General features: G+C 40.8%; 20 protein-coding genes. 11 read left to right on the top strand and 9 right to left on the bottom strand.

The window, feature by feature from the left end:
* Window positions 1-541: 541 nt before the first annotated feature.
* Window positions 542-1,630 carry a heparan-alpha-glucosaminide N-acetyltransferase domain-containing protein gene (locus C2869_RS06645; protein WP_108602209.1) on the top strand — a complete coding sequence of 363 codons (1,089 nt, stop codon included), beginning with the start codon at window positions 542-544 and terminating at the stop codon, window positions 1,628-1,630.
* Between the two features lie 240 nt (window positions 1,631-1,870).
* Here the strand turns inward: C2869_RS06645 and nspC are convergent, their stop codons facing one another.
* From nspC to speA, 3 genes are all read right to left on the bottom strand, one after another.
* Entirely contained in the window at window positions 1,871-3,055 is a 1,185-nt protein-coding gene (gene nspC / locus C2869_RS06640; RefSeq protein WP_199915632.1) for a carboxynorspermidine decarboxylase, read from the bottom strand.
* 111 nt (window positions 3,056-3,166) lie between these two features.
* The gene (locus tag C2869_RS06635) at window positions 3,167-4,378 is read right to left on the bottom strand and encodes a saccharopine dehydrogenase family protein (RefSeq protein WP_108602208.1); all 1,212 of its coding nucleotides are present in this window, start codon (window positions 4,376-4,378) and stop codon (window positions 3,167-3,169) included.
* On the bottom strand, window positions 4,375-6,354 hold the full coding sequence (gene speA / locus C2869_RS06630; protein WP_228710786.1) for a biosynthetic arginine decarboxylase: 1,980 nt from the start codon (window positions 6,352-6,354) through the stop codon (window positions 4,375-4,377). Before speA ends, C2869_RS06635 begins: the two co-directional genes overlap by 4 nt.
* Window positions 6,355-6,558: 204 nt before the next feature.
* On the opposite strand from speA, the gene C2869_RS06625 reads away from it, so the two are divergent.
* Window positions 6,559-6,867, top strand: a complete 309-nt coding sequence (locus C2869_RS06625; RefSeq protein WP_108602207.1) for a hypothetical protein — start codon at window positions 6,559-6,561, stop codon at window positions 6,865-6,867.
* A 382-nt stretch (window positions 6,868-7,249) separates the two neighbouring features.
* Window positions 7,250-7,687: a hypothetical protein gene (locus C2869_RS06620; protein ID WP_159084068.1), complete on the top strand. Its 438-nt coding sequence runs from the start codon at window positions 7,250-7,252 to the stop codon at window positions 7,685-7,687.
* Between the two features lie 33 nt (window positions 7,688-7,720).
* On the opposite strand, the gene C2869_RS06615 is transcribed toward C2869_RS06620, so the two are convergent.
* Window positions 7,721-8,056, bottom strand: coding sequence for a DUF2218 domain-containing protein (locus C2869_RS06615; RefSeq protein ID WP_108602205.1), 336 nt, complete (start codon window positions 8,054-8,056; stop codon window positions 7,721-7,723).
* 182 nt (window positions 8,057-8,238) lie between these two features.
* Complete coding sequence (locus tag C2869_RS06610) at window positions 8,239-8,922, bottom strand: response regulator transcription factor (protein WP_108602204.1); 684 nt, start codon at window positions 8,920-8,922, stop codon at window positions 8,239-8,241.
* 157 nt (window positions 8,923-9,079) lie between these two features.
* On the opposite strand from C2869_RS06610, the gene C2869_RS06605 reads away from it, so the two are divergent.
* The 6 genes from C2869_RS06605 to C2869_RS06580 all read left to right on the top strand — a co-directional run bounded on the left by C2869_RS06605 (window position 9,080) and on the right by C2869_RS06580 (window position 18,059).
* A complete protein-coding gene (locus C2869_RS06605) occupies window positions 9,080-10,465 on the top strand; it encodes an MATE family efflux transporter (RefSeq protein WP_108602203.1) in 1,386 nt (461 codons plus the stop codon).
* Window positions 10,466-10,662: 197 nt separating this feature from the next.
* Complete coding sequence (locus C2869_RS06600) at window positions 10,663-12,534, top strand: IucA/IucC family protein (protein WP_108602202.1); 1,872 nt, start codon at window positions 10,663-10,665, stop codon at window positions 12,532-12,534.
* A complete protein-coding gene (locus C2869_RS06595) occupies window positions 12,521-14,368 on the top strand; it encodes an IucA/IucC family protein (protein WP_108602201.1) in 1,848 nt (615 codons plus the stop codon). The genes C2869_RS06600 and C2869_RS06595 overlap by 14 nt, the downstream gene beginning before the upstream one ends.
* Window positions 14,361-15,635, top strand: a complete 1,275-nt coding sequence (locus C2869_RS06590) for an AMP-binding protein (RefSeq protein ID WP_108602200.1) — start codon at window positions 14,361-14,363, stop codon at window positions 15,633-15,635. Before C2869_RS06595 ends, C2869_RS06590 begins: the two co-directional genes overlap by 8 nt.
* 241 nt (window positions 15,636-15,876) lie before the next feature.
* Complete coding sequence (locus C2869_RS06585; RefSeq protein WP_108602199.1) at window positions 15,877-17,205, top strand: DUF6005 family protein; 1,329 nt, start codon at window positions 15,877-15,879, stop codon at window positions 17,203-17,205.
* The gene (locus C2869_RS06580; protein ID WP_108602198.1) at window positions 17,202-18,059 is read left to right on the top strand and encodes a sugar phosphate isomerase/epimerase family protein; all 858 of its coding nucleotides are present in this window, start codon (window positions 17,202-17,204) and stop codon (window positions 18,057-18,059) included. The genes C2869_RS06585 and C2869_RS06580 overlap by 4 nt, the downstream gene beginning before the upstream one ends.
* A 534-nt stretch (window positions 18,060-18,593) precedes the next feature.
* On the opposite strand, the gene C2869_RS06575 is transcribed toward C2869_RS06580, so the two are convergent.
* The 4 genes from C2869_RS06575 to C2869_RS06560 are packed head-to-tail and all read right to left on the bottom strand — an operon-like array spanning window position 18,594 to window position 20,079.
* Entirely contained in the window at window positions 18,594-18,917 is a 324-nt protein-coding gene (locus C2869_RS06575; RefSeq protein WP_108602197.1) for a S24 family peptidase, read from the bottom strand.
* Window positions 18,918-18,924: 7 nt separating this feature from the next.
* On the bottom strand, window positions 18,925-19,428 hold the full coding sequence (gene sodN, locus C2869_RS06570; protein ID WP_108602196.1) for a superoxide dismutase, Ni: 504 nt from the start codon (window positions 19,426-19,428) through the stop codon (window positions 18,925-18,927).
* Between the two features lie 9 nt (window positions 19,429-19,437).
* Window positions 19,438-19,626, bottom strand: a complete 189-nt coding sequence (locus tag C2869_RS06565; protein ID WP_108602195.1) for a hypothetical protein — start codon at window positions 19,624-19,626, stop codon at window positions 19,438-19,440.
* 24 nt (window positions 19,627-19,650) lie between these two features.
* Entirely contained in the window at window positions 19,651-20,079 is a 429-nt protein-coding gene (locus C2869_RS06560; RefSeq protein ID WP_108602194.1) for a tetratricopeptide repeat protein, read from the bottom strand.
* Window positions 20,080-20,540: 461 nt separating this feature from the next.
* On the opposite strand from C2869_RS06560, the gene C2869_RS06555 reads away from it, so the two are divergent.
* Both C2869_RS06555 and C2869_RS06550 read left to right on the top strand, forming a co-directional pair.
* Window positions 20,541-20,993: a hypothetical protein gene (locus C2869_RS06555; RefSeq protein WP_108602193.1), complete on the top strand. Its 453-nt coding sequence runs from the start codon at window positions 20,541-20,543 to the stop codon at window positions 20,991-20,993.
* A gap of 341 nt (window positions 20,994-21,334) precedes the next feature.
* Window positions 21,335-21,847, top strand: coding sequence for a DUF3087 family protein (locus C2869_RS06550; protein ID WP_108602192.1), 513 nt, complete (start codon window positions 21,335-21,337; stop codon window positions 21,845-21,847).
* Window positions 21,848-22,005 lie beyond the last annotated feature (158 nt).

The raw sequence follows: 22,005 nt of genomic DNA, 5'->3' as shown, positions 1-22,005 counted from the left end.
CACTTCAAAAACTTGCCGTTAATCAACAGTAAACACTAACAACGCCCTGACTGTTAAGATTATTTCCCTTACAGCCTGACTAATTTTGATTAGTTGAAACAAGGCTAACTATTTTTTGTAGGAACGACGCTCGCTTAAAGCGCCTACTTTTGGTGCCTACAGGATAGCAGGCGCTTAGGATTTGTCGGGAACAAAACCCTATGCGTCGTATTTAAAGCCCTTGACCAAACACAGCTTCGATCTACAAACCAAGCTTGTAGCAGCTCTGCTGCTATTGTCGAAATAAATTTCGACCTGGATGTAGGGAATGCGGTTAAGCGTCTGGAACTGCATACGGCGACCTTCTACATTAATTTGATTTTTCTTACTACCTCGGTACTTTCAACTGAACATTTCTTTCTGGAAATGGTACTAATGGCTCGAAAGCAAAATCCCACCCATAAACCCAAATGATAATCATTAGCATTTATTTTTTCGTTAATTTGTAATACCATAAGGCTTAATACGATTATTTAACACGAATCTTATTACTGAGCACCTCATGACAAACACACTGAAAACAAACACTAACCAAACGCGTCGTATTTTGGCATTCGACTTTGCACGCGGCTTAGCTATTTTATTTATGGTGCTGATCCATGTATTACACTTTTATAGCCAACCCCAAGTGCGTGATACGACCTTTGGATTTATTATTGAACGCTTAGGTGAATGGCCTGCAGCACCAATATTCGTCTTTATAATGGGGTTATTTGTTGCCTACACTAAAAGTCCTAAATTAACCGTTAGTTTACAAAGAGCTGCATTACTATTTTTACTTGGCTACCTGCTTAATTTAACCAGGGGGACTATTCCCATGTGGCTTTCCTTACAACTTGGATTGGTTAGCCATGAGCAACTGGGCGGTTATAGCCCGCTAAGTGAATTCTTAATTGTTGATATATTGCAGTTTGCCGCAATAGCCTTAGCTATTTGCGCCTTGTTAAAACGATTTTGTCCAAATCCTAAGTACTACTTAATACTTGCAGCGTTGATCATTTTAACTTCACCTTATCTATGGGATCTGACAACAGGTTATTTATGGGTTGATGAGGCTTTAAAACTGTTGTGGGGCAATAAGCACCAAGGCGCGATGTTCCCATTGCTACCCTGGCTAGCCTATCCTATTCTCGGCATGGTTTTAGGTACACAGCTTAAGTCTTGTAACAATATTAATGCCCTATTTGCTAAAACCAGTGCGGTCGGTTTAGTTGTGCTAATGAGCGGTATTTTGGTGACAGCCTTGGATGTTAAATTTCACATGGCAACCTATATGCGCGCAGGGCCTGGAGCAACTATTATGATCTGTGGCTTCGTGCTTATTTGGCTTAGCCTTTGTCATAAGTTAGTCAACCTTACGCCCCCTAATCGCCTTTATCAGTTACTCTATTTTTGGAGTCAAAACGTCACTCTGTTTTACGTGATCCACTGGTTATATTTAGGTTGGGGATTAATGTTATTCGGTGTACAGCAGCTCAATTTAATCAGTAGCATTACCATGATGGTTGCCGTCACGCTAGCGTCAGATTTATCAACGAGAGCTTGGCTGAAGTTTAAAGCGCGCGGCTCTATTAGCTTCCGCCAGTCGTAGAGTTGATTTTACATCAACAAACCTTGGGTTAGCCGAAGTAAATTCGGCCCTTGGATCTACAACCATTCGCCAATCTTGAGGTTGATTTTACATCGACAAATATAGGGTTAGACGAAATAAATTCGGCCCTACAACGGATCTACAACCATTCGCCAATCGTAGAGTTGATTTTACATCGGCAAATATTGGGTTAGCCGAAATAAATTCGGCTCTACAATGGAAGAATAGAAGGAAACAGGCCTAAGACAAGCGGCCTTTAAAATCTTCATAACCGAACTGTTTAACAACCCGCACTTCATCTGTTTTCGAGTTCCAAATTGCAATAGCAGGTAAGCCGATGCCGTTAAAGGTTGAGGTTTTAACCATAGTATAATGTGCCATATCATCAAACATTAAACGCTGGCCAATTTGTAGCGGCTCGCTAAATGAATAATCGCTGATCACATCACCTGCCAAACAGGTTTGCCCTCCTAAACGATAGGTATAAGCATGTTGCTGGGCTGCTCCTGCGCCAAACACATCAGGACGATACGGCATTTCTAAGGTATCTGGCATATGACAAGTCGCCGAGGTATCCAGTATGGCTAAATCTAAGGTGTTGTAAGTCAAATCCAATACTTCGCTCACCAACACCCCAGTATGTATTGCAATCGCTTCACCCGGTTCTAAGTAAACTTGTACATTGTATTTGGCTTGAAACGCTTTGATGCGGGCAATTAAACCTGCAACGTTATAATCAGGCTTGGTTATGTGATGACCACCGCCAAAATTTACCCATTTAAGTTGCGGCAGTAGATCAGCAAATTGCTGTTCTATCACATCTAATGTGCGTTCCAATGGCTCAAATGCCTGCTCACATAAGGTGTGAAAATGAATACCGCTAATACCGTCAAGCGAGTTCGACTTAAATTCAGGATATGGAATACCTAAGCGCGAGCCAGGAGCACAAGGGTCATAAATAGGCTCGGCTCCTTCGGAATGCATAGGGTTAACCCTAAGACCAAATTCCAGTTCAGGCCGTTGCTGTTTCGCCGCTTGGATTAAGGGTTGAAAACGTTGCCACTGACCAAACGAATTAAACACTACATGATCCGAAATCTGTAAAATCTCGGTCAAATCGGCCTCGGTATAAGCCGCACTAAAGGTATGAACTTCGCGATATTGCTCTTGTGTAGAAAACTCTTCACGGCCTAACCTTGCTTCATGCAAACCACTGGCGCAGGTGCCGTGCAAATAACGGCTAATTAGCGGCGCTAGGCTAAACATGGAAAAAGCTTTTAGTGCTAATAATATTTTAGCGCCCGACTCTTGTTGCACGCGATCCAATATTTTTAGGTTGTTTTCAACGGCGACTTCGTCGACCACAAAGCATGGCGACGGAACACGACTAGGATCGAATGTATGGAATGTTTTGCTATTCATCATAGGAAAGATAACTGAAACGGTTTAACAACATTTGTAGGCGCGCTTCTTAGCATAGTGAATGCTATATCAGCAGTAACAGGCTGCGTTAAGTGAAACTCGCCTACAATCAGTTTAATTTAACAAATCAAAATCTGGGTTTTCAATCACCTTCCAAGGTAATCCATAGGCATTCATATCTTGCATAAATGCATCAGGGTCGAGTTGTTCCATATTCCAAACACCAGGCTTTTGCCAACGACCTTCTAAGATCATCTTAGCGCCAATCATACAAGGGACACCCGTGGTGTAGGAAATGGCTTGAGATTGCACTTCTTGATAACAATCTTGGTGGTCTTTGACATTATATACATAAACCGTTTTTTCTTTACCATCTTTTATACCTGTCACCACGCACCCTATACAGGTTTTGCCTTGGGTACGCGGACCTAACGTTGATGGGTCGGGTAGCAACGCTTTTAAAAACTGAATCGGTACTATTTGCTGACCTTGAAATTCAATCGGTTCAATGCCTGTCATACCGACATTACCCAATACCTCTAAGTGTTTAAGGTAACTGTCACCAAAGCTCATCCAAAATTGAGCTTTTTTCAAACTCGGATAATGTTTGGTTAACGATTCCAGCTCTTCGTGGTACATACGGTAAATATTATATGTACCGACTTCATCAGGACAGGTAAAACTTTGCTGAGTCGACATGGCTGGCGTGCTAACAAACTCACCATTTTGCCAATGGCGACATTCGGCAGTCACTTCGCGAATATTGATTTCAGGGTTAAAGTTAGTAGCAAACGGATAACCATGATCACCGCCATTAACATCAATAATATCTAGCGTATGAATTTCATCAAAATAGTGTTTGGCAATGTACGCGGTAAACATATTGGTCGCGCCCGGATCAAAACCTGACCCTAGCAATGCGGTTAACCCCGCTTTGCTAAATTTTTCCTGATAAGCCCACTGCCACTTGTATTCAAATTTTGCGGTATCAAGCGGCTCATAATTTGCGGTATCCATGTAATGAACACCGGCTTCTAAGCAAGCATCCATAATGGTTAAATCTTGGTATGGCAAAGCGACATTAATCACTAGCGCAGGCTTGATCTCGTTAAGTAATGCGACTAATTCAGGTACATTGTCAGCATCGACTTGCGCTGTCGCGATCTCACGACCTTGGCTTTGTTTAATTTGTTCGGCAATCGCCTGACATTTAGATTCAGTGCGGCTGGCTAATGTAATATCGGTAAAAATATCCGGTAACTGGGCACATTTATGTGCAACTACTTGACCGACGCCACCGGCGCCGATAATAACAACTTTGCTCATGATATTGCTCTTACGTTTTGTGAATTCTGTTGGGTTTCGGCTTCTTCTTTTTCGTAGTAGGTATAGCCTTGCATACTGGCATTAAAGGTTTTGATCATATGCTGACGCTCACGCGCGCTAATTTTACCTTCACGCACTGCCGCTTCTACCTTGTTACGAAAACGGGTTTTAATTTCGTGTGGTTGGTATTCCACGTAACTTAATACGTCTTCTATTGTGTCGCCATGCACTTCTTTAACAAACTCAAAACTTGAGTCGGCATTTAAGCGCACGCTGACGACATTGGTGTCACCAAATAGATTATGTAAATCGCCTAGAGTTTCTTGATACGCGCCAACTAAAAATACGCCTAAATAGTATTCTTGGTCTTGCTCTACACTGTGCAGAGGCAAGGTTTTTTCTACCTTTTGGTCGACTACGAACTTTTCTATTTTGCCATCGCAATCACAGGTAATATCAGCCAACATAGCGCGGCGGGTTGGCTCTTCATTTAAACGATGGATCGGCACAATCGGGAACAATTGATCGATAGCCCAACTATCTGGCAAAGATTGAAATAAACTAAAGTTACCGTAGTAAATATCCGCTAACGAATCGGCTAACCCTGCTAACTCCTGCGGCATGCGCTCCATTGTTGCTAGGGTATTTTTAATCTCATGTAAAATGCTAAAATACAAAGTTTCGGCTACCGAGCGCATACGTAAGTCTATTTGCCCACGCTTAAATAACTCTCGTACTTCATCGCGATAGTACTGAGCATCGTTGTAACATTCCTGTACACGTTGTGGTTTCATATACGTAAATATCTCACGCATATTTTTCAGCAATTGATGTTCGTTATCACTAGCTTGCGGCAAACTTTCTGGTTCAAAATCGACCACATCCAATACATTAAATAGCAAAACCGAGGTATAAGCCACGGTTGCTCGACCCGATTCAGTCACAATAACAGGGTGCGGTAATCCTTGTTGATCGAGTGTAGCTTTAATGGTGTCAACAATATCTTCACAGTATTCAGTTAACGAGTAATTGCGACTTTGGCCTGAGGCTGATTGACGACCAGTGTAGTCCACTGCTAAGCCACCGCCTAAATCAATATAGGCTAAGGCCGCGCCTTCATTACACAAATCGGCATAATATCGACAGGCTTCTACCACACCGCCACGTATATCGCGAATATTAGGAATTTGCGAACCTAAATGACAATGCAATAGTTCAAGACAATCCAACATGGCGTGCTGTTTAAGGTAATCAACGGCTTTAATTAACTGATTTGAATTTAAACCAAATACACTGCGCTCGCCGCTAGTTGCTCCCCAATGCCCACTAATTTGTGAGGTCATTTTTGCTCTAACCCCTAAATGCGGGCGTATATTTAATGCTTGGCTACGCTCAACAATAATCGGCAATTCAGTTAAGGTTTCAATCACAAAAAAGCATTTATAGCCAAGCTTTATTGCTTCTAATCCTAACTCGATAAACTCTTGGTCTTTGTAGCCATTGCAAATAATTAAACTGTCAGTGGCTTCAATGGTAGACAATGCGGCAATCATTTCGGCTTTACTGCCAACCTCAAAACCATGATTGTAACGTGCGCCAAACTGGGCAATCTCTTCAACAATTTGCGCTTGTTGATTGACTTTTATCGGATAAACACCTTGGTATTTATTTTGATAACCCACTTTATTTATCACTTGCTGAAAAGTTTCATTAAGCTTGCTAATGCTTTGATCAAGAATATTTTCAAAACGCAATAATACTGGCATTTGTAGCTCGCGATCTTGCATACCTTCGATGATTTTCATGATCGAAATGGGATGTACATCGCCGTCATGCGGGTTATTAATCACCACGTCACCGCATGAATTAATTGAAAAGTAATCACCTCCCCAATGATTGACGCCATACAAGTTATCAGCTTGTTCAATTGTCCATTGAGAAGATTTGAAGCTGGGTATATTAATTACGCTAGACAATTTTAACGACTCCAGACCTGTTAAAACGATGCTGTAAACCTAACTAGCAACGTTTTAATCGGTTATGTAAATGATAATTATTTTTAATTAGGTCTATTGTTAGGATTGGCTGATAAAAAGATATTAAATTTACAACTGTTACTCTTTAGCCATATTTATTGATATATAATCGCGTTTATTCGGCTAACTACCTGCAATGTTTACATGAACAAAATCGTCCCATTAAAATCAAACGACCCACTCGTCGGTGACTGGGTTCCCGCAGATATGTACTCAGATATTGTCATTTCAATTACCAAAGAAGAAGAGGACTATAAGGTATCTGTGGTTGATTCTGATGATGGCGAGCAAGCCGAAATCTATGAAGTGAAGTACAATGGCGAAGCCCTGTCTTTCAATGTACATTGGGCTTCAAATGGCCGGTTTATCAAATACACCTTATTATTAACCACAGATAAAACAGTAAGACTTATTTATACCTACAGCGGTCAAGAAACTTGGGTAAAAAAATAATTTAAGTAATAAAAGGAACCTAGACCAGACGCCCGTTATGAAAATATTATTTACAGAATGTAATTTATAAACAAATTTGATAGGTTGCTGCTGATAACATATAATTAAATCAAGTTTTATCAGTGGGGTAAATCATGAGTTTTTATGTTAGAAAGATAATGAATTGCAACAAGCCTAGTACCCATAAGGCATCTAGGAATTTGCATAGAAAATCATTACCTATATCTAGTGAGACACGTCAAAGACTTATCTCTTCTCGTTTAGTTAGAAACACCTTGGCATCTAATAAATTAGGTTTGGTAGAGGCTTAATACTTTTGCTATACCAAGGGAAGGTAATACTAACAACAGAGATAGATAACGAACGTAAAAAAGACGCCCTTTTGAAATCTTATATAGATGATTTCAAAGATTATTGGTTTAACGGCTACAACCCTAGAATTGGGAAAGATATTGCAACGGCGAGGCCAAATCCACCTATAGGGCATAGACACACCCATTTAAAACCTAGTATTTTTCCCTTATCAACAAAGCCCGCTGTTCATAAAAAATCAACTAAAGCCTACTGGAATAGGTGGTTAACAAACAGGTTAATTTCACCACCCACATCAGATCGCTGTTTATTTTACATGGTATCAAACAGCAGAATAGCTTATGTATTTCATTATCAATCTGAAAAATCCCATCAATTTATGGAAAGTATTAAATTTAAAGAGATCGTGTATAAAATGGAAACCTTAGCTTTTCAATACAATATAGATCTAATGGGCTTTGATGACCAACAAAACCTATTTTCTAATCAATGGTTAATAACAACTTAAATATAAAAGTCATTTACACGTGATAAATAGAACCTAGGTTTCGCATATAGGTGAATTCCATGTCAGTTGCATTTCAGGTTGCTTGATAAATCGGGCAAAATGCCGTGCCACGCATTGGGCTATTTCTTCAAGTTCTGCTTGCGAATTGGCCCAACAAGTTAAGGTCAAATGCTCAGGTTTTGCTTGTAGATCACAAAACCCCATTGCAAACTGAATATAGCCTTGGTTTTGGTTCCAGCCAGCGTCGACTTTATGCGAATAGTGTTTACATAAACGCTTTATCATTCTGCTGCTATCCAAGTTATTGATTGCGGCAATAACCTTAAATTTCGCAGTTTGTTGTGATTGAACTTGGTTTATAATACTCATTGCTAACCCTACTAAACTGTAAAAAAGCAAAATACGCGGCGTTAACCATTCATCCGTTATTTGCCTGTTTTAAAAGCTGATGACAATTTATCAGCGCCATTGTTAGGACTAATCGCAAAAAAGATAATATTTTTACAACTGTTACTTTTAACAGCCTCGTTTTGCAGTGATCCCAGCGGGCTCTATGCAAATCGGTAACCTTTGCCATGAACCGTGGCTAAGCGATCGGCCGCCATACCCATTTCAACCAACTTTTTACGAATACGACTTAAATGCATATCTAAACTGCGATCATAGCGGCTGAACGCGCGATCGAGCACAGCTTGGTACAAGTAAGGCTTACTCATGACTTGATAACGATTTTCGACAAGTACCCACAACAAGCGAAATTGAATAGGGGTAAATTCAAGATGATCACCGTTAAACATCACCTGTTGTTGAGCTCTCACTAAGGTGAGTTGATCAACATCTAATACACTGCTATTTTTATTTTCTTGCTCAAAAGTTCGTCTAAGAACGGCCTTCACTCGTAATAAAATTTCAATCATATTGGCCGGTTTAGCGATGAAGTCATCAGCGCCTTGTTGATAATATTCAATTCGGCTTTGCTCCAAATTTTCAGCCGATAACACCATAATAGGAATTGGAATACTAATACGTATACGCTGTAGCAACGATAAACCTTCAATTGTCGGTAGCGAGGCATCAAGTAAAATAAGGTCAATATTTTTACTTAAAGCAGCAGTCAATCCTTGTTGACTATCAAAACACTGAGTCACTTCATATCCTTGTCCGCGTAATACACCCGACATCCGATCACTGAACACTTTATCTTGCTCAATGACCAATAGGCGTGTAACGGTCAAAATATCCCCCTATCTAACACTCTATAATCACGCACATACGATAATGATAATGAATATCATTTGCAAGTTATAATTTACAAATTATACTAGCGCCTTTTCACAAGCTTAGTTGCGCTAATGACCGCTGCCAGCAACAACAAAAATTAGAGAATTTACCATGTCGACTCACAATCCCGCCTTAACAGGGCGAATTGTCTCCACTTTTTTTTACTATGTTTTACCGTCAGTTATTGGGCTAATTGCCATTACTAGCGCAAATTTAATTGATGGATTTTTTGTTGGCAACGCGGTAGGGGCAAACGCACTGGCTGCAATCACATTAATGGTTCCTTTGTTCACATTGCTTATTGCCATTGCAATAATGCTCGCGATAGGGGGGGCGGTATCCGCTGGAAAAGCTATAGGTGAAGACGATACACATACCGCCAGTGATATTTTCAGCCAATCACTGATTGCGGCTGCCACCATTAACCTTTTGTTCGCGTTAATTAGTTTGGTTTTTGAATCACAACTTTTTGCTTTATTAAATATTCCTGAATCAATCCAACCTTTAGCTAAAGAGTATTTCGGCATTATTCGTTGGGTTTTTATTTTGCAACTCACAACCATGGTACTGTATTACTTTGTGCGTGCCGATGGCCATCCAATACTCGCAACCAGTGCCCTAGTCACAGGAGCCGCACTGAATATTGCATTAGATGCTTGGTTTATTTTATACCTTGATATGGGTTTAGCTGGTGCAGCTTGGGCAACTGCTATCGCGCAAACGGTACAGTTTTTAGTATTGAGTCGCTATTTTTTAAGTCGACAACGCACCTTAAAATTTAATCTTGTACAAGGTCGTTGGCATTTGTTGCGACAATCGGCCTACAACGGCTTATCCGAATTTATTGGTGAGATTTCTGTAGGTATCATTTTCTTTATTCTCAATGCTTTACTCATTGCCCGTTTAGGCGTCGACGGTGTCGCTGCATTCACCTTAGTCAATTACTTTATATTTTTAAGCATCATGATGAGTTATGGTTTAGCCGATGCATTGCACTTGGTTATTAGTCAAAACTACGGCGCTCAATATTTAAAGCGCGTTCACCAATTTTTATCCACGGCAATTGCCAGCTCTATCAGCTTAGGCTTGTTCATTGTTACTGTTTTAACGTTTTGGCCTTCAACAATTTTAGCTTGGTTTGTCAGCGAGCAAGAGCAACAAATTGCCCAAGTCAGTAGTCAGCTTATTCCCCTGTTGCTACCACTATTTTTGATAAACGGTACTAACATTGTCCTGACCTGCTATTTAACTGCGATCCACCAGCCCAAACCTTCAGCTCTCATTGCTATATCACGCGGACTCATTTTACCTGCAGGACTCTTAGTACTTTTGTATTATTGGATGCCGATTTGGTTACCTGTACCCAACCCAATTAACGACTTTTCATTTATCATCGCCTTTCCTTTAGCTGAATGGTGTGCATTCATACTGGCTGGCTATTTCTGTTATCAGTATCGGCCTAATAATTTACGACAGCCATCAAGGTGTAAATCGTAGTCACTAAATATTTAATGGGCAACAAAATGTTGCCCCTCCAAGCAACTACACCCCCTTAAATTGAAAACTAAACAAAACAAAATATTTCACCTTAAAAAGGCATTAGTAACAATTGTAAACAAATTTGATAATGATAATTGATATCATTAAGATTCGGTAAAAATTACCCGTGCCTAACGTTTTAGGAGTGCATTATCATGCCCCATACGGCAAACCGACTAGCAGAAAACGCGTCTTTCCAAGCCTTTGCTAATTGCTACATAAGAGAAGTTGATCCGGGAGTTTGGCATATCGCTGACAACTGGCAACGACAAACGGGGATCTCACTGGAACATGATGAACCTTATGTATTAGAACTACAGCTAATCGAATTGGGTATCACCTTAGGAATAGGTGTTAGTTATCGGTCTATTGTCGGCCGGCACTTAGTTACCAATGTTTATCGAAAACAGCAAAATCCTTGGGATTGGCAACGCGTTGATTCTGTATCTGTCATTGTAATGATGATCGACAATATTTATGCCAAAAGCCAAGGTAACCGAAAAGCTGCTAGCCAAAAGTTAGAGCTATTAAACAGAACGTTGGAAAGCCATCAAATTATGCAAGAATATTTGGTGCAACGGCAAAACGACAGTGCTCTTGACCATTTGGGCTTTATCGAATCAGAACAATCGTTACTGTTTGGCCATTGGCTGCACCCGACGCCCAAGTCGCGTCAAGGCATTCATTCATGGCAACATAAAAATTACACGCCTGAGTTAAAAGCGAGTTTTGCGCTACATTTTTTTGCCGTATCTCGCCAACTACTGCAACAAAACTCACTGATTGAGCAAAGCGTAGAACAAATTATTAATCAAATCGCAGAAGTAGACTGCGACGCAATTGATGTTGATAAACAACTCGTCCCTGTGCATCCACTGCAAGCCCATTGGTTACAGCATCAAGACTATATACAGCAATTACTCCGAGAAGGTTTAATCGAAGATTTAGGCGTTATGGGGAAAAAATTTACCCCTACATCGTCGGTTCGCACACTATATTGTGCTGAACTCAACTATATGATTAAGCTGTCTATACCGGTAAAAATCACTAATTCACTACGTAAAAATAAAGCGCATGAATTAGAGCCAGGGCTCAATGTTGGCAAGCTATTAGCGCAAAGCGATTTTTCGGAAAAATACCCGCAATTTGCCATGATAGAAGATCCTGCCTATATCACGGTTAAATTACCGGGAATGCAAGAAAGTGGTTTTGAAACCATTATTAGACAAAACCCTTTTACCGAAAATGCTATTAATCAACGCGCTACCTTATCCATTGCCGCTTTAGTTCAAGAACCTATACTCGCGGGGTGCAAAACAAAGCTCACTCAACAAGTCGAGGCATTGGCTCAAGAGCAAAAAAAGAGCTTAAACACGGCAGCTCAACTCTGGTTTGACTGCTACTGGCATTGTGCAATTGACCCGGCAATCAGACTTTACGACAGTCATGGTGTTGCACTAGAGGCTCACCAGCAAAACTCGCTGATAACCATCAGCAATAACCGACCCAGTCAATATTATTATCGTGACAACCAAGGGTTTTATCTTTCTCAAAGTATGCGCGAACAGTTACTGCAACGCGAACCAAGCTTAAATCAAAATTTAGACCTTTTCTACGACGATGATGCCATCGCCGATCGGGTAGGTTACTACTTGTTTATCAATCAACTGTTCTCAGTGATCAGCCGTTTAGGACAGGATGGGCTAGTCTCAGAATTAGCATTACTCGAGCGGTGTTACCGCAAATTAACTCAGCTTAAAACCGAGCTAAATGGTGTGGGTGTGCACTTTATCGAACAACTTTTTAATAAAGCAACGATTCCATGCAAAGCTAACCTACTGACGCGAGTGGAAGATGTCGATGAATTAGAAGCCGAACAAGAGCTGGCGGTATACACAGATATACGCAACCCAATTTTTGATTTTCATCAAAAGGCCATGTCTCGCCTAAAAGCTGGTGATGATGTCGGTGAAGAAACTGAAGAAGGTAAAAACAAAGAAAACGAGGTGACACTTGAATCAGCATAATCAAACGCTCACCGATGACAGTGCAAGTAATTTACCACACCAAATTATTACTAATCGTGTTATTCGTCAGTTATTGGAAGCCTTGTTGTTCGAAAAAATTTGTGAATATAGCTTCCAACAAGGCTTGTTCACGTTCAGTTTAGGCCAACATCAATACTGCTTAGCAGGGAAAATATCAGGCTTTAGTCGCGTAAGGCTTAATGCTCAACAAATGCTATTTGCGCCTTTATCGCAAAACCATGATCCGCAATGGCAAGCCGTTGGCTTACTTGAACTAGTAGAAGATTTGCCGACAACAACCGATGTAAAACAAAGACTGCTAGGTGAACTACAGCAAACCATAAAACTGTGTTTGTACAATGACCAATATTTGCCTCGCGTTAACGACCGCCGCCAACTTAATTACCATCAGTTGGAAAGTGCAATTGATGAAGGTCACCCATACCACCCTTGCTTTAAAGCAAGAACTGGGTTTACTGAGCAAGATCACAAAATTTACGGCCCTGAATTTGGCAATACCTTTCGATTAGATTGGTTGGCTATTCGTCGTTGTTATTTAAAACGTCGTTTTGACCTTGGTTCGGAGCAAGCATTTTGGATCAAAGAGCTTGGTACAGAAACATACGACTTTCTCCTTCAAGAAGTCGCCAAACAAACAAATGATGGCGCAGCCTTCTCTTTGATGCCAATCCATCCATGGCAGTGGCATAATTTAAAAGACAAGCTGCAACAAGCGATTGTTGAAAAACAAGTTATTTATTTAGGTTCGGCGGGAGATCTGTATCAAGCAGGGATCTCAGTGCGTACTTTATTCAATATTAGTCACCCTAAAAAAGCCAACATTAAATTACCGTTAAACATGGTTAATACCTCGTCGTTGCGTTCGATTGAAAGTCATTCATTTTGCACCGCTCCAGTACTTTCAAAATGGCTTGTTGCACTAACTGAACAAGATAGTTACTTACAACAAAAGATGGTGCTATTACCTGAATATGCAGGCATTCGACCGGAAAATGACACTGAGCAAACGCAACAATGGATAAGCGAATTAGATGGTCATTTAGGTGCAATATATCGTGAGAGCCTGGCTAACTATTGCCCTGAAAACAAGGTTATTCCTTTTGTCGCCCTGACATTAATTGAACAAGACAATGCCCCATTTATTGAACCTTGGATAAGACAACATGGTTGTGAGAAGTGGCTTAAACAATTAGTCGAAACCGCGATATTACCTATCTGGCACCTATTGGTTCATCATGGCATTGGTATAGAAGCCCATGGACAAAACATGTTATTGCAACATGAGCAAGGCTGGCCTTGTAAAGTGATTGTGCGCGATTTTCATGAAAGCCTTGAGTACGTGCACGACTATTTAGCGCAACCGGAAATCGCGCCGATTTTTAGCGAATTCGAAGCCGAGTACGCCACCGCCAAACCCGATCAATATTATTGGATGTCAGACGTTGAAGCCTTGCGTGAATTAATTATCGACACCCTATTTGTCTTTAACTTAGCTGATTTAGAGGTTTTACTAGAAGATTATTATCAATTTGCTGAGGCCGACTTTTGGCGAATTATTGATCAGTGTTTTGCAGACTACCAAGCATCAGGATTAACCTCAGAACAACGCTTAAACCAGATGGATATTTATCAAGCTGAGATAAAAACAGAATCTTTGCTGAAGAAAAAATTCGATGGTAGACGTGCAGCTGAATATCATCACCTAGTTCATAACCCAATTGGCACCACACCCCACAGGCTTTCCAAGCAATTAGACAAAACACCGCAACAAGAAACAAAACAAGTCATACACGACGGAGAAGCGCATGCTTAACATAAACGACGATTTTTATACCAAAGCTGATTTTAACCAACAGCAAGCATCGTACTCGTCATACTCATTAATTAACGAACAAGAAGCCATTGCGGTTTGTGTTGAAGATAACTTTATTTGGTTAACCTTGTGTTATTACCTAAAGTCACAACGCATATCCGCCATGCCTATCCATCCTAGTATTCCATTGGACACTGCGCAACGTATGGCTGAAAAAGCCGGCTGTGGCTTACTCATTTACGGTGGCATTGAACAACAAATAGAATTGCACAACCGAGTAGATAACGACCAACTGACACGAGCGAATGCCGGTATTATTCAAATGAGCTCTGGCACCACAGGTGAGCCTAAGTGTATTTTACGCAGCTGGGCGGATATCGACATTGAAATAGCTAGCTATCGTCAAGCCTTTACTGATGCTAACAATATGACACCCGTTATCGCTTGTCCTGTCACGCATTCTTATGGCCTTATCTGTGGAGTGATGGTAGCGCTGGCCCGCGGTGTCGAGCCTAGAATAGTTAACAGCATTAACCCCAAGTACCTAATTAAAGTTTTACAGAGCTGTGAACGCCCTTTGCTTTACTCATCTCCCGTTATGCTGCAAGGCTTATTACGCTTGTGGCCAAAACAAGAAAAATTACATGCGGCAATGACATCGGGGTCAACCATGTCGAACCAAGTATTTGAGCAAATCGCCCCGCGAGTTGAGAAGCTATACCAGCAATACGGCTGTTCCGAAGCGGGCTGTATTAGCATTAGCCAGAATTTACAAAGTGCTACCGATATCGGCAAGCCGTTCCCACATGTGCAATTGGATTGCAGTCATGATGAACAATCACCGAGTGAAATTATTGCTCGGGTTGAAACTTCAACCGGTGTTAAAACGGTCCATACCCAAGATTTAGGTTATATCGATGCTAACAACCATTTGTATTTTCTGGCCCGACTGGACGACACCATCATTGTATCTGGCTTAAATGTTTACCCGAGTGAAGTCGAAGACATCATATTAACCCATCCACAAGTAACCGATGCCGTGATTTTCAAAATAGACGATCCCATCGCCGGAAACCGTGTTTGCCTACATTTTGTCGCTGAACCAGCCATTGAGCCCAGTGAATTGCGTTTATGGTGTAGCCAGCAATTAGCGCCGTTTCAAATACCGCAAATACTTAAAGCCGTCGACACCATCCCACGTATGGCCAATAGCAAAATCAATCGTAAACAGATAGCCAAGGATCACCAAGCAAGCTTGGCTAAATAGCCATACCGCTATGTTAACGATTTTCGTAGGTTTACCCTGCTTTGGCTTTGCTCCAGAGTAGGGTAAGCAAACCAAAGCTTACGCTTCGCTAGTCTAGTGCTAGGGATTTATATTCCAGGTCAATCCCAGTATTGATAACCCTTTAAACCAGCGCCAACCTTCTTTGGTTCAAGTTAACCCTTTTGGCCAATAAACGAGCTCTGATCAACAGAGTAGTAAAGAAACTAAGAAAACTTTAATCATGCAAGATTCAGAAATTATACAAGCGATCCACGATGTACTCGCTTACGAATTAAACATAGCAAATATTGATGCATTCAGTGCAACTGCTCGCCTCAATGAAGACCTCTATTTAGACTCAGTTTTAGTCTTACAACTATTAATTGGCCTTGAGTTAAAGCTAGATTTTAATGTCCCTGACGATGCATTAGATGCCAAGGATTTTGCCACTGTCGCAACCTTAACTGACTTTTTGAAAGGCAAAATACAAGGGGATGCTCCCCTTGCAGAGTCAACTCAACAGAACCAAGAAACAGAAGAGTTTGAAGATATCAAAGTTCATTGCTTCGTTAGCTGTTTGTGTGAATGTATTAAAGCCCATGATTTAGTGGATCATAGACCCTTCTATTTTGGTGTCTGGGATGCCGATGTCGTTGTCGATAGCCAATACCAAATTAACTATCACGCAGAAGGCCTAAACCACGATTTCTTCCGCCTGTGGTTTCAAAAACTCTACGGCGTCGAAGTTAAGCCTTGGTACAAAGCACATAGTTCGAAAAGCGACAATATAGCAACACTAACATCCCTACTTGACAACAAAACAGCAAGCCAAAACATTATGGTTATGCTGGATATGTTCCGCTTGCCAGAACGGGAAAATAAATTCAATCAAAATCCATTTCCACATTATGTCATGCTAGAAAACACGCAAGACCCAAGTAAATTGTTCATGTGGGATCCAGATTTCCGTTGGGAAGGCGAACAAGATAAACAGCAAGTGCTACACGCAATTGAATCCGATGCGGTGGCAGGCGGCTACCTATTTGATAGTCAACACATTAAACCTAGCGAAAAAGCCTCAATAAGCGAATACTTTATTGCCTGTTTTAAGCCAGATTCAAACCCCATGACAGACGCTGTGCGCAAGATTATCCATGCCCACACAAAGCCAGCAACAGGATTAAATGCCTCGGCATTAACTCAAGCCTTAACTCAATTACCCGTACTCGCCATACGCAAATATGCCTACGAACACGGACTGGCATTTTTTATGTTAGAGCTAGGATTAGATTTTGCTGAATTTGAAGACTGGTGTGACGTAATAGAAGAACTCGTTTCCAGTTACAAGCATATCCAATTCCGCGCCATGAAAATAGCCAGCAATGTCACCGAAGGTATGTCGATAGAAAACGCAGAAAACAAGGTATTGCTATCTGAAATTGAAGAAATACTCAACCAACAAGACAAGCGCGAATTCAGCATTAAACAGCGCTTAACGTCATTATATCAACAGTGGCTTCAACATAACGGATTAACTAAAAAGCAAACAATGGCAGAGACTAGTTTATGATATTATCAATATGCACTATTTCATTTCGGCACCAATTGATCTCCATTGAACAACTCGCACATTGGGCACAAGCCAATCATTTTCAGGGTATCGAATTATGGGGAACACACGCTAAAAACTTATCAAGCGAGCCAGACTACAACCAAGCTTGGCTGGCTACATATGGTTTAAAAACCACCATGCTTAGCGACTACCTACCGTTACATGCCAGTGAACCCGAGTTACGTCAACAAGTGGAACTCATGTGTCGCCTGGCTAACCACTGGGGGGCAAAAAAAATTAGAACCTTCGCCGGTAAACTCGCTAGCGAACAGACTACAACCGAGCAATTCAATAGCCTTGTCAGTGCCCTACAACAATCTTGTGATTGGTTAGCACAATACGGTTTGAATTTAATTATTGAAACCCATCCCAACACATTTGCTGATACTGTGGCGGCAACGCAACAGCTATTTGCCGCGGTAGCACGTGACAATCTGCAATTAAATTTTGATGTACTGCATGTGTGGGAATCAAAAGCGGACGTGATCCCAGCGTTAGAAATACTAAAACCCTACATCAATCACTTTCACCTAAAAAATGTTAGCTCAGCGGATTTATTGGACGTATTCGCTCCAGCGACCGTTTACTCTGCTTCGGGTTCGCGAGAAGGCATAGTGCCTTTATTTGAAGGTGCAGTAAATTATCAATCCTTTTTGCGTTACGTTAATCAACATGCCGACTCACAAATCCGCAATATGGAAGCATCTTTAGAATGGTTTGGCGATCACAGTAAAGCCATTTTGACGCGAGACAGGTATCTGATCCAACAGTTGCAACAGAGCTCTCAATCCTATTCATCACAAGCGGGCTAATCAGCTATCGTATGCACCTTATCGTTATGTTGATTGAATTGAAGATATACTAGCAAGGGGATCCAGCGACTATTGTTGGATGAACATTGAGCACTCTTACTGACTATGCATTTGCAGGAGTAAATCCTGCCCTACAACTGTAACCCTGCGAACATTTATGTTTGCAGGGCTTGCAAACTATAGTCTTCTCGCTCAGGTCTTATGGTTCATTGTCGGCGCTTACTCTCGACTTTGGCTCCTGCGTCGTTCTATTACCTAAATCCATTTAGGCAGCCCCAATCACATAATAGAGCATATGCTCATGGGGTCTCGACGCTTGCCTGCATGGATGTAGGTAAGGGGCGAGAGCAGGACGCGGTAGCTTTGACGGCTTTGCCTACATGGATGTAGGTACTTAGGTTTCGTCTGGAACTAGAAACCTGCCCCTAAAACCTGATCGCTTTGACTATATAACGAGCCAGATTACCGCATTAACAGGTTTCTTGTTGCAGACAAAGGACACGTAATACTAATTACGCTGAATACATTGTTTATTTAGGAAAGAGGTAATCCATTAATGTGAGGTTTAGGTTTAATAACCAAGCAAGATTTACCTTCAATCATTGCTTTACTGATAGGCCCCATTTCCGCTGTGGTAACACTATATTCATTTTCACCAACCAGCCAATAAAAGCCATTGTGATCTTTATAGACTATGGATTTAATAATGATGCCATATTTTGGGTGATTCACTTTAACCAAATCCCCTACCTTTAACCACTTCTTAACGTAAAAGCGCTTAAATAGGACATAAGTACCCGCAGGGATTAAAGGCGACATACTGTCGCCTTCAACGCGGTTTAAAGTAAACCCTAGCATGTTATGCTTACGCCTTGAGATCCGGATAAACCACTGGCTGAGCTGGTGGATACGGACAAGTCGCCGTAAACGTGGCAACACCTTTAGATTCCCAAAAGATTTCAGCAAATCGATTCACTTTCGCTAGTAGCTCTAATGTTGCATCTTTATCAATGTGTTGTTTAGCTTTTGAAGCGGCCAACATGATGCTGTGAGCCAATTCGTGTAATTCTGGAAATTTTTCTAATTGCGGTGCCTTGATATAATCACCCCAGATTACACGAACTTCTTCCTTAACTTTATGGCCATGCTCTTCTTTTTGCGCAACCAAACGCGAGAACTGCGCTTGGTCATTGGCATTAAGCGTTTCTTTTGCATTTAACTCCTCCAATAAGTCCACCATGCGTATCATAGTTAATACAGCAATTTGCGCCGATGACGGATCATAGATTTTGCATGGAATATCGCAATGTGCAGAAACCGGCTTGAAACCCACCAACTTATCTAACTTTTTAATCAAATTATGCATCATGACAGTACCCTATTTATCCGTTGAGTTATTACGACGCTTGATGAAAATGACCGCACCGGCAATAACCAGTGGCGCTAACCAAGCCAAGTGAATTAAACCTGATTCAGGCGCACTGTGATCGTGACCCGAGTGAGCTGAAGCTAAAGTGGGTAACGTAACTAGAGTGAATGCCACCACACGCATCATTGTCGTTTTCATATACTTATCTCTTTCTCTTAGTAATTAATGAAAGGTTCGGTTGTCTTGATACGCGGCTCTGTATTGATCCATCAACATATCAACGCACCCTTCACATGTTGGGTATGTTTGAGCAAACTCCAATAAGGGAGTCAGTGTCAGTTTTGTCGCTTGTATCGCGATTAATTGTTGATCATCATCAATGTCTTCACGCTGTGCCATATGCATCATAGATTGATGCGGGATCAACAAGCACTTTTGAGCGCGAGCAATTTCACCTGTTTTTTGAAATAGAGTCGACAAGTTATGGTAACCACAAATCCAACCTTGGATAGCTTCAATGCTTTTCGGGTTTTGATGTAACATACCATCAAGAATATCAATGGCTTGATCGTAATAATATTCAGCATCTGACCACAATTTAGCACTAAAGCATTCATTGCCTTTTACCATTAAACCTTGCCAAGTTCCCATTCCAATAACCTTATTGATAATCATTACCATTTAGATTATCTTTTTAGTAATAACATGTAAAGAGTGAATGACACTTTTGTTGAATTTAAGAGGAAAATGTAGATAAAAGGAGATGATTTCTAGTACTGTTCCCAGAAAGAAATGATCAGTTGAATCACTCGCATAATTTACTATCACTAGTGATGTTTTTAGCCATATTTAGATTAAATAAACAACTTCAGGCTGAGCTTGTCGAAGTCTTATTACTTTCTAATTTACCGACACTTCGACTGCTTCGCGCTCAGTGTGAAAGTGATCACCAATGTTTTCAACTAATCAAAATTAAATTGAAAAGGTACTAGTACCGCAAGCAATCAACACGCAATGAGTCGAAATATCACTTAAAAAACCAAGATCTATTAACAAACCTTAAACATATGATGTATACTATTATTAAACATCATATGTTTAAGGTTTGATATATGTTCAAAGTCATTGCTCTTATCAGTTTAGTACTGTTTTCTGCTCAATCTCATGCAACAGAATTGCAAACGCCTGCGGATTTACAAAGCGCCATTAAACTCTATAAATCAAACCCGTTAACCAAAGGCAGTGCGGTTGGCTTTGATCTTATGCAGTATGGTATTACCCAAAACCTTGTATCAAGTCAGCTTAAAACGCATTTATTACCTTGGATGTATGATAAAAAACTGCCAGACGATCTCGCACAAAGTATGGCTATCGCTTATATGGTTGGCGTGGTCGAAGCGTCAATCAATAACAACTCGTTTAAACAATCGCTTTGCAGTGGTATTAACCAAGTATCTCGTTTAGTGTTCTCTATTGAAAAACAAGCAGCCACTAAGCTGGCGTTGGCTCGTTTCAATATCATGAAATCAAGCCGTTTTAGTAAATGCGCTAACCGCTTGTATTAGCTGGTTTTAGGAGGTTATTTAAGTCTTTACCTTTGTCTAACAAAGGCTTGTTATTATTCAATGTTACTTTATTATAGTCAAAGCGATCAGGTTTTAGGGGAAGCCGTCAAAGCTACCGCATCCTTGCTCACGCTCCTTACCTACATCCATGTAGGCAAGCTTCGAATCCCCATGAGCATATGCTCTATTATGTGATTGGGGTTGCCTCAAGGGACTTAGGTAGTAGGACGACGCAGGAGCCAAAGTCGAGAGTAAGCGCTGACAATGAACCATAAAGCCTGAGCGAGAAGACTATATTCGCGCTTTAGTCTTAGCCCATTAATGATTAGCCGAATAATGATATGCAACTAAAATCCATTAATAAACAACGTTACCGTGAACACTTAAACAAAGTGATTGTCGGTACTATCGCGATATTTGCTACCCTCTCCCTAGGGTTATCCACCTTAATTATTCAACTATTTACTGATGGTGAAGGCACTCACTTTTGGATAAATTTAGGTGGCGTTGTGCTGGCGATGATCATTGTTTGGCAAATATTAAAAGCCTATCAAAACCATGATTATTTAACTGAAATAAAATACGTATGGGATTTAAAACAAACCCTCAACTTGATCACTCGAGCGCATAAAAAAATCCAAGCTGGGGTCGATAACAACAACCCAAGCGCCATGCGCATTTTATTGTTTAGTTATAAAGGCTCACAACAGGTCTATCAATTAGACGATAACACCATCACCATGAGTGAACTCAATCAAAAAATAGCGGCATTGGAAGAAAAAATGACAGCGCTCAATTTACCGATTGAAGGCGATGTTTTTCAACACGAATGGTTAGAAAACCTTACAAGCTAGGCGAGGCTTTAGTCTTGCTCTTTTGGTTAGAAAATTATGCAGGCTCTGCAAGCATAAATGCTCATCTACAAAGAAAGTTTTGCAGGCTCTGCAAGCATAAATGCTCACCTACAAAGAAAATTTTGCAGGCTCTGCAAACATAAATGCTCACCTACAAA

This window comes from Saccharobesus litoralis (assembly GCF_003063625.1).
Taxonomy (GTDB): domain Bacteria; phylum Pseudomonadota; class Gammaproteobacteria; order Enterobacterales; family Alteromonadaceae; genus Saccharobesus; species Saccharobesus litoralis.
This window is presented reverse-complemented; position numbering and strand designations above follow the sequence as displayed.

Coding starts and splice junctions, on each gene's coding strand:
- C2869_RS06645 (WP_108602209.1), top strand. CDS start 542: ATGACAAACACACTGAAAACAAACACTAACCAAACGCGTCGTATTTTG.
- nspC (WP_199915632.1), bottom strand. CDS start 3,055: ATGATGAATAGCAAAACATTCCATACATTCGATCCTAGTCGTGTTCCG.
- C2869_RS06635 (WP_108602208.1), bottom strand. CDS start 4,378: ATGAGCAAAGTTGTTATTATCGGCGCCGGTGGCGTCGGTCAAGTAGTT.
- C2869_RS06625 (WP_108602207.1), top strand. CDS start 6,559: ATGAACAAAATCGTCCCATTAAAATCAAACGACCCACTCGTCGGTGAC.
- C2869_RS06615 (WP_108602205.1), bottom strand. CDS start 8,056: ATGAGTATTATAAACCAAGTTCAATCACAACAAACTGCGAAATTTAAG.
- C2869_RS06605 (WP_108602203.1), top strand. CDS start 9,080: ATGTCGACTCACAATCCCGCCTTAACAGGGCGAATTGTCTCCACTTTT.
- C2869_RS06600 (WP_108602202.1), top strand. CDS start 10,663: ATGCCCCATACGGCAAACCGACTAGCAGAAAACGCGTCTTTCCAAGCC.
- C2869_RS06590 (WP_108602200.1), top strand. CDS start 14,361: ATGCTTAACATAAACGACGATTTTTATACCAAAGCTGATTTTAACCAA.
- C2869_RS06585 (WP_108602199.1), top strand. CDS start 15,877: ATGCAAGATTCAGAAATTATACAAGCGATCCACGATGTACTCGCTTAC.
- C2869_RS06580 (WP_108602198.1), top strand. CDS start 17,202: ATGATATTATCAATATGCACTATTTCATTTCGGCACCAATTGATCTCC.
- C2869_RS06575 (WP_108602197.1), bottom strand. CDS start 18,917: ATGCTAGGGTTTACTTTAAACCGCGTTGAAGGCGACAGTATGTCGCCT.
- sodN (WP_108602196.1), bottom strand. CDS start 19,428: ATGATGCATAATTTGATTAAAAAGTTAGATAAGTTGGTGGGTTTCAAG.
- C2869_RS06565 (WP_108602195.1), bottom strand. CDS start 19,626: ATGAAAACGACAATGATGCGTGTGGTGGCATTCACTCTAGTTACGTTA.
- C2869_RS06560 (WP_108602194.1), bottom strand. CDS start 20,079: ATGGGAACTTGGCAAGGTTTAATGGTAAAAGGCAATGAATGCTTTAGT.
- C2869_RS06555 (WP_108602193.1), top strand. CDS start 20,541: ATGTTCAAAGTCATTGCTCTTATCAGTTTAGTACTGTTTTCTGCTCAA.
- C2869_RS06550 (WP_108602192.1), top strand. CDS start 21,335: ATGCAACTAAAATCCATTAATAAACAACGTTACCGTGAACACTTAAAC.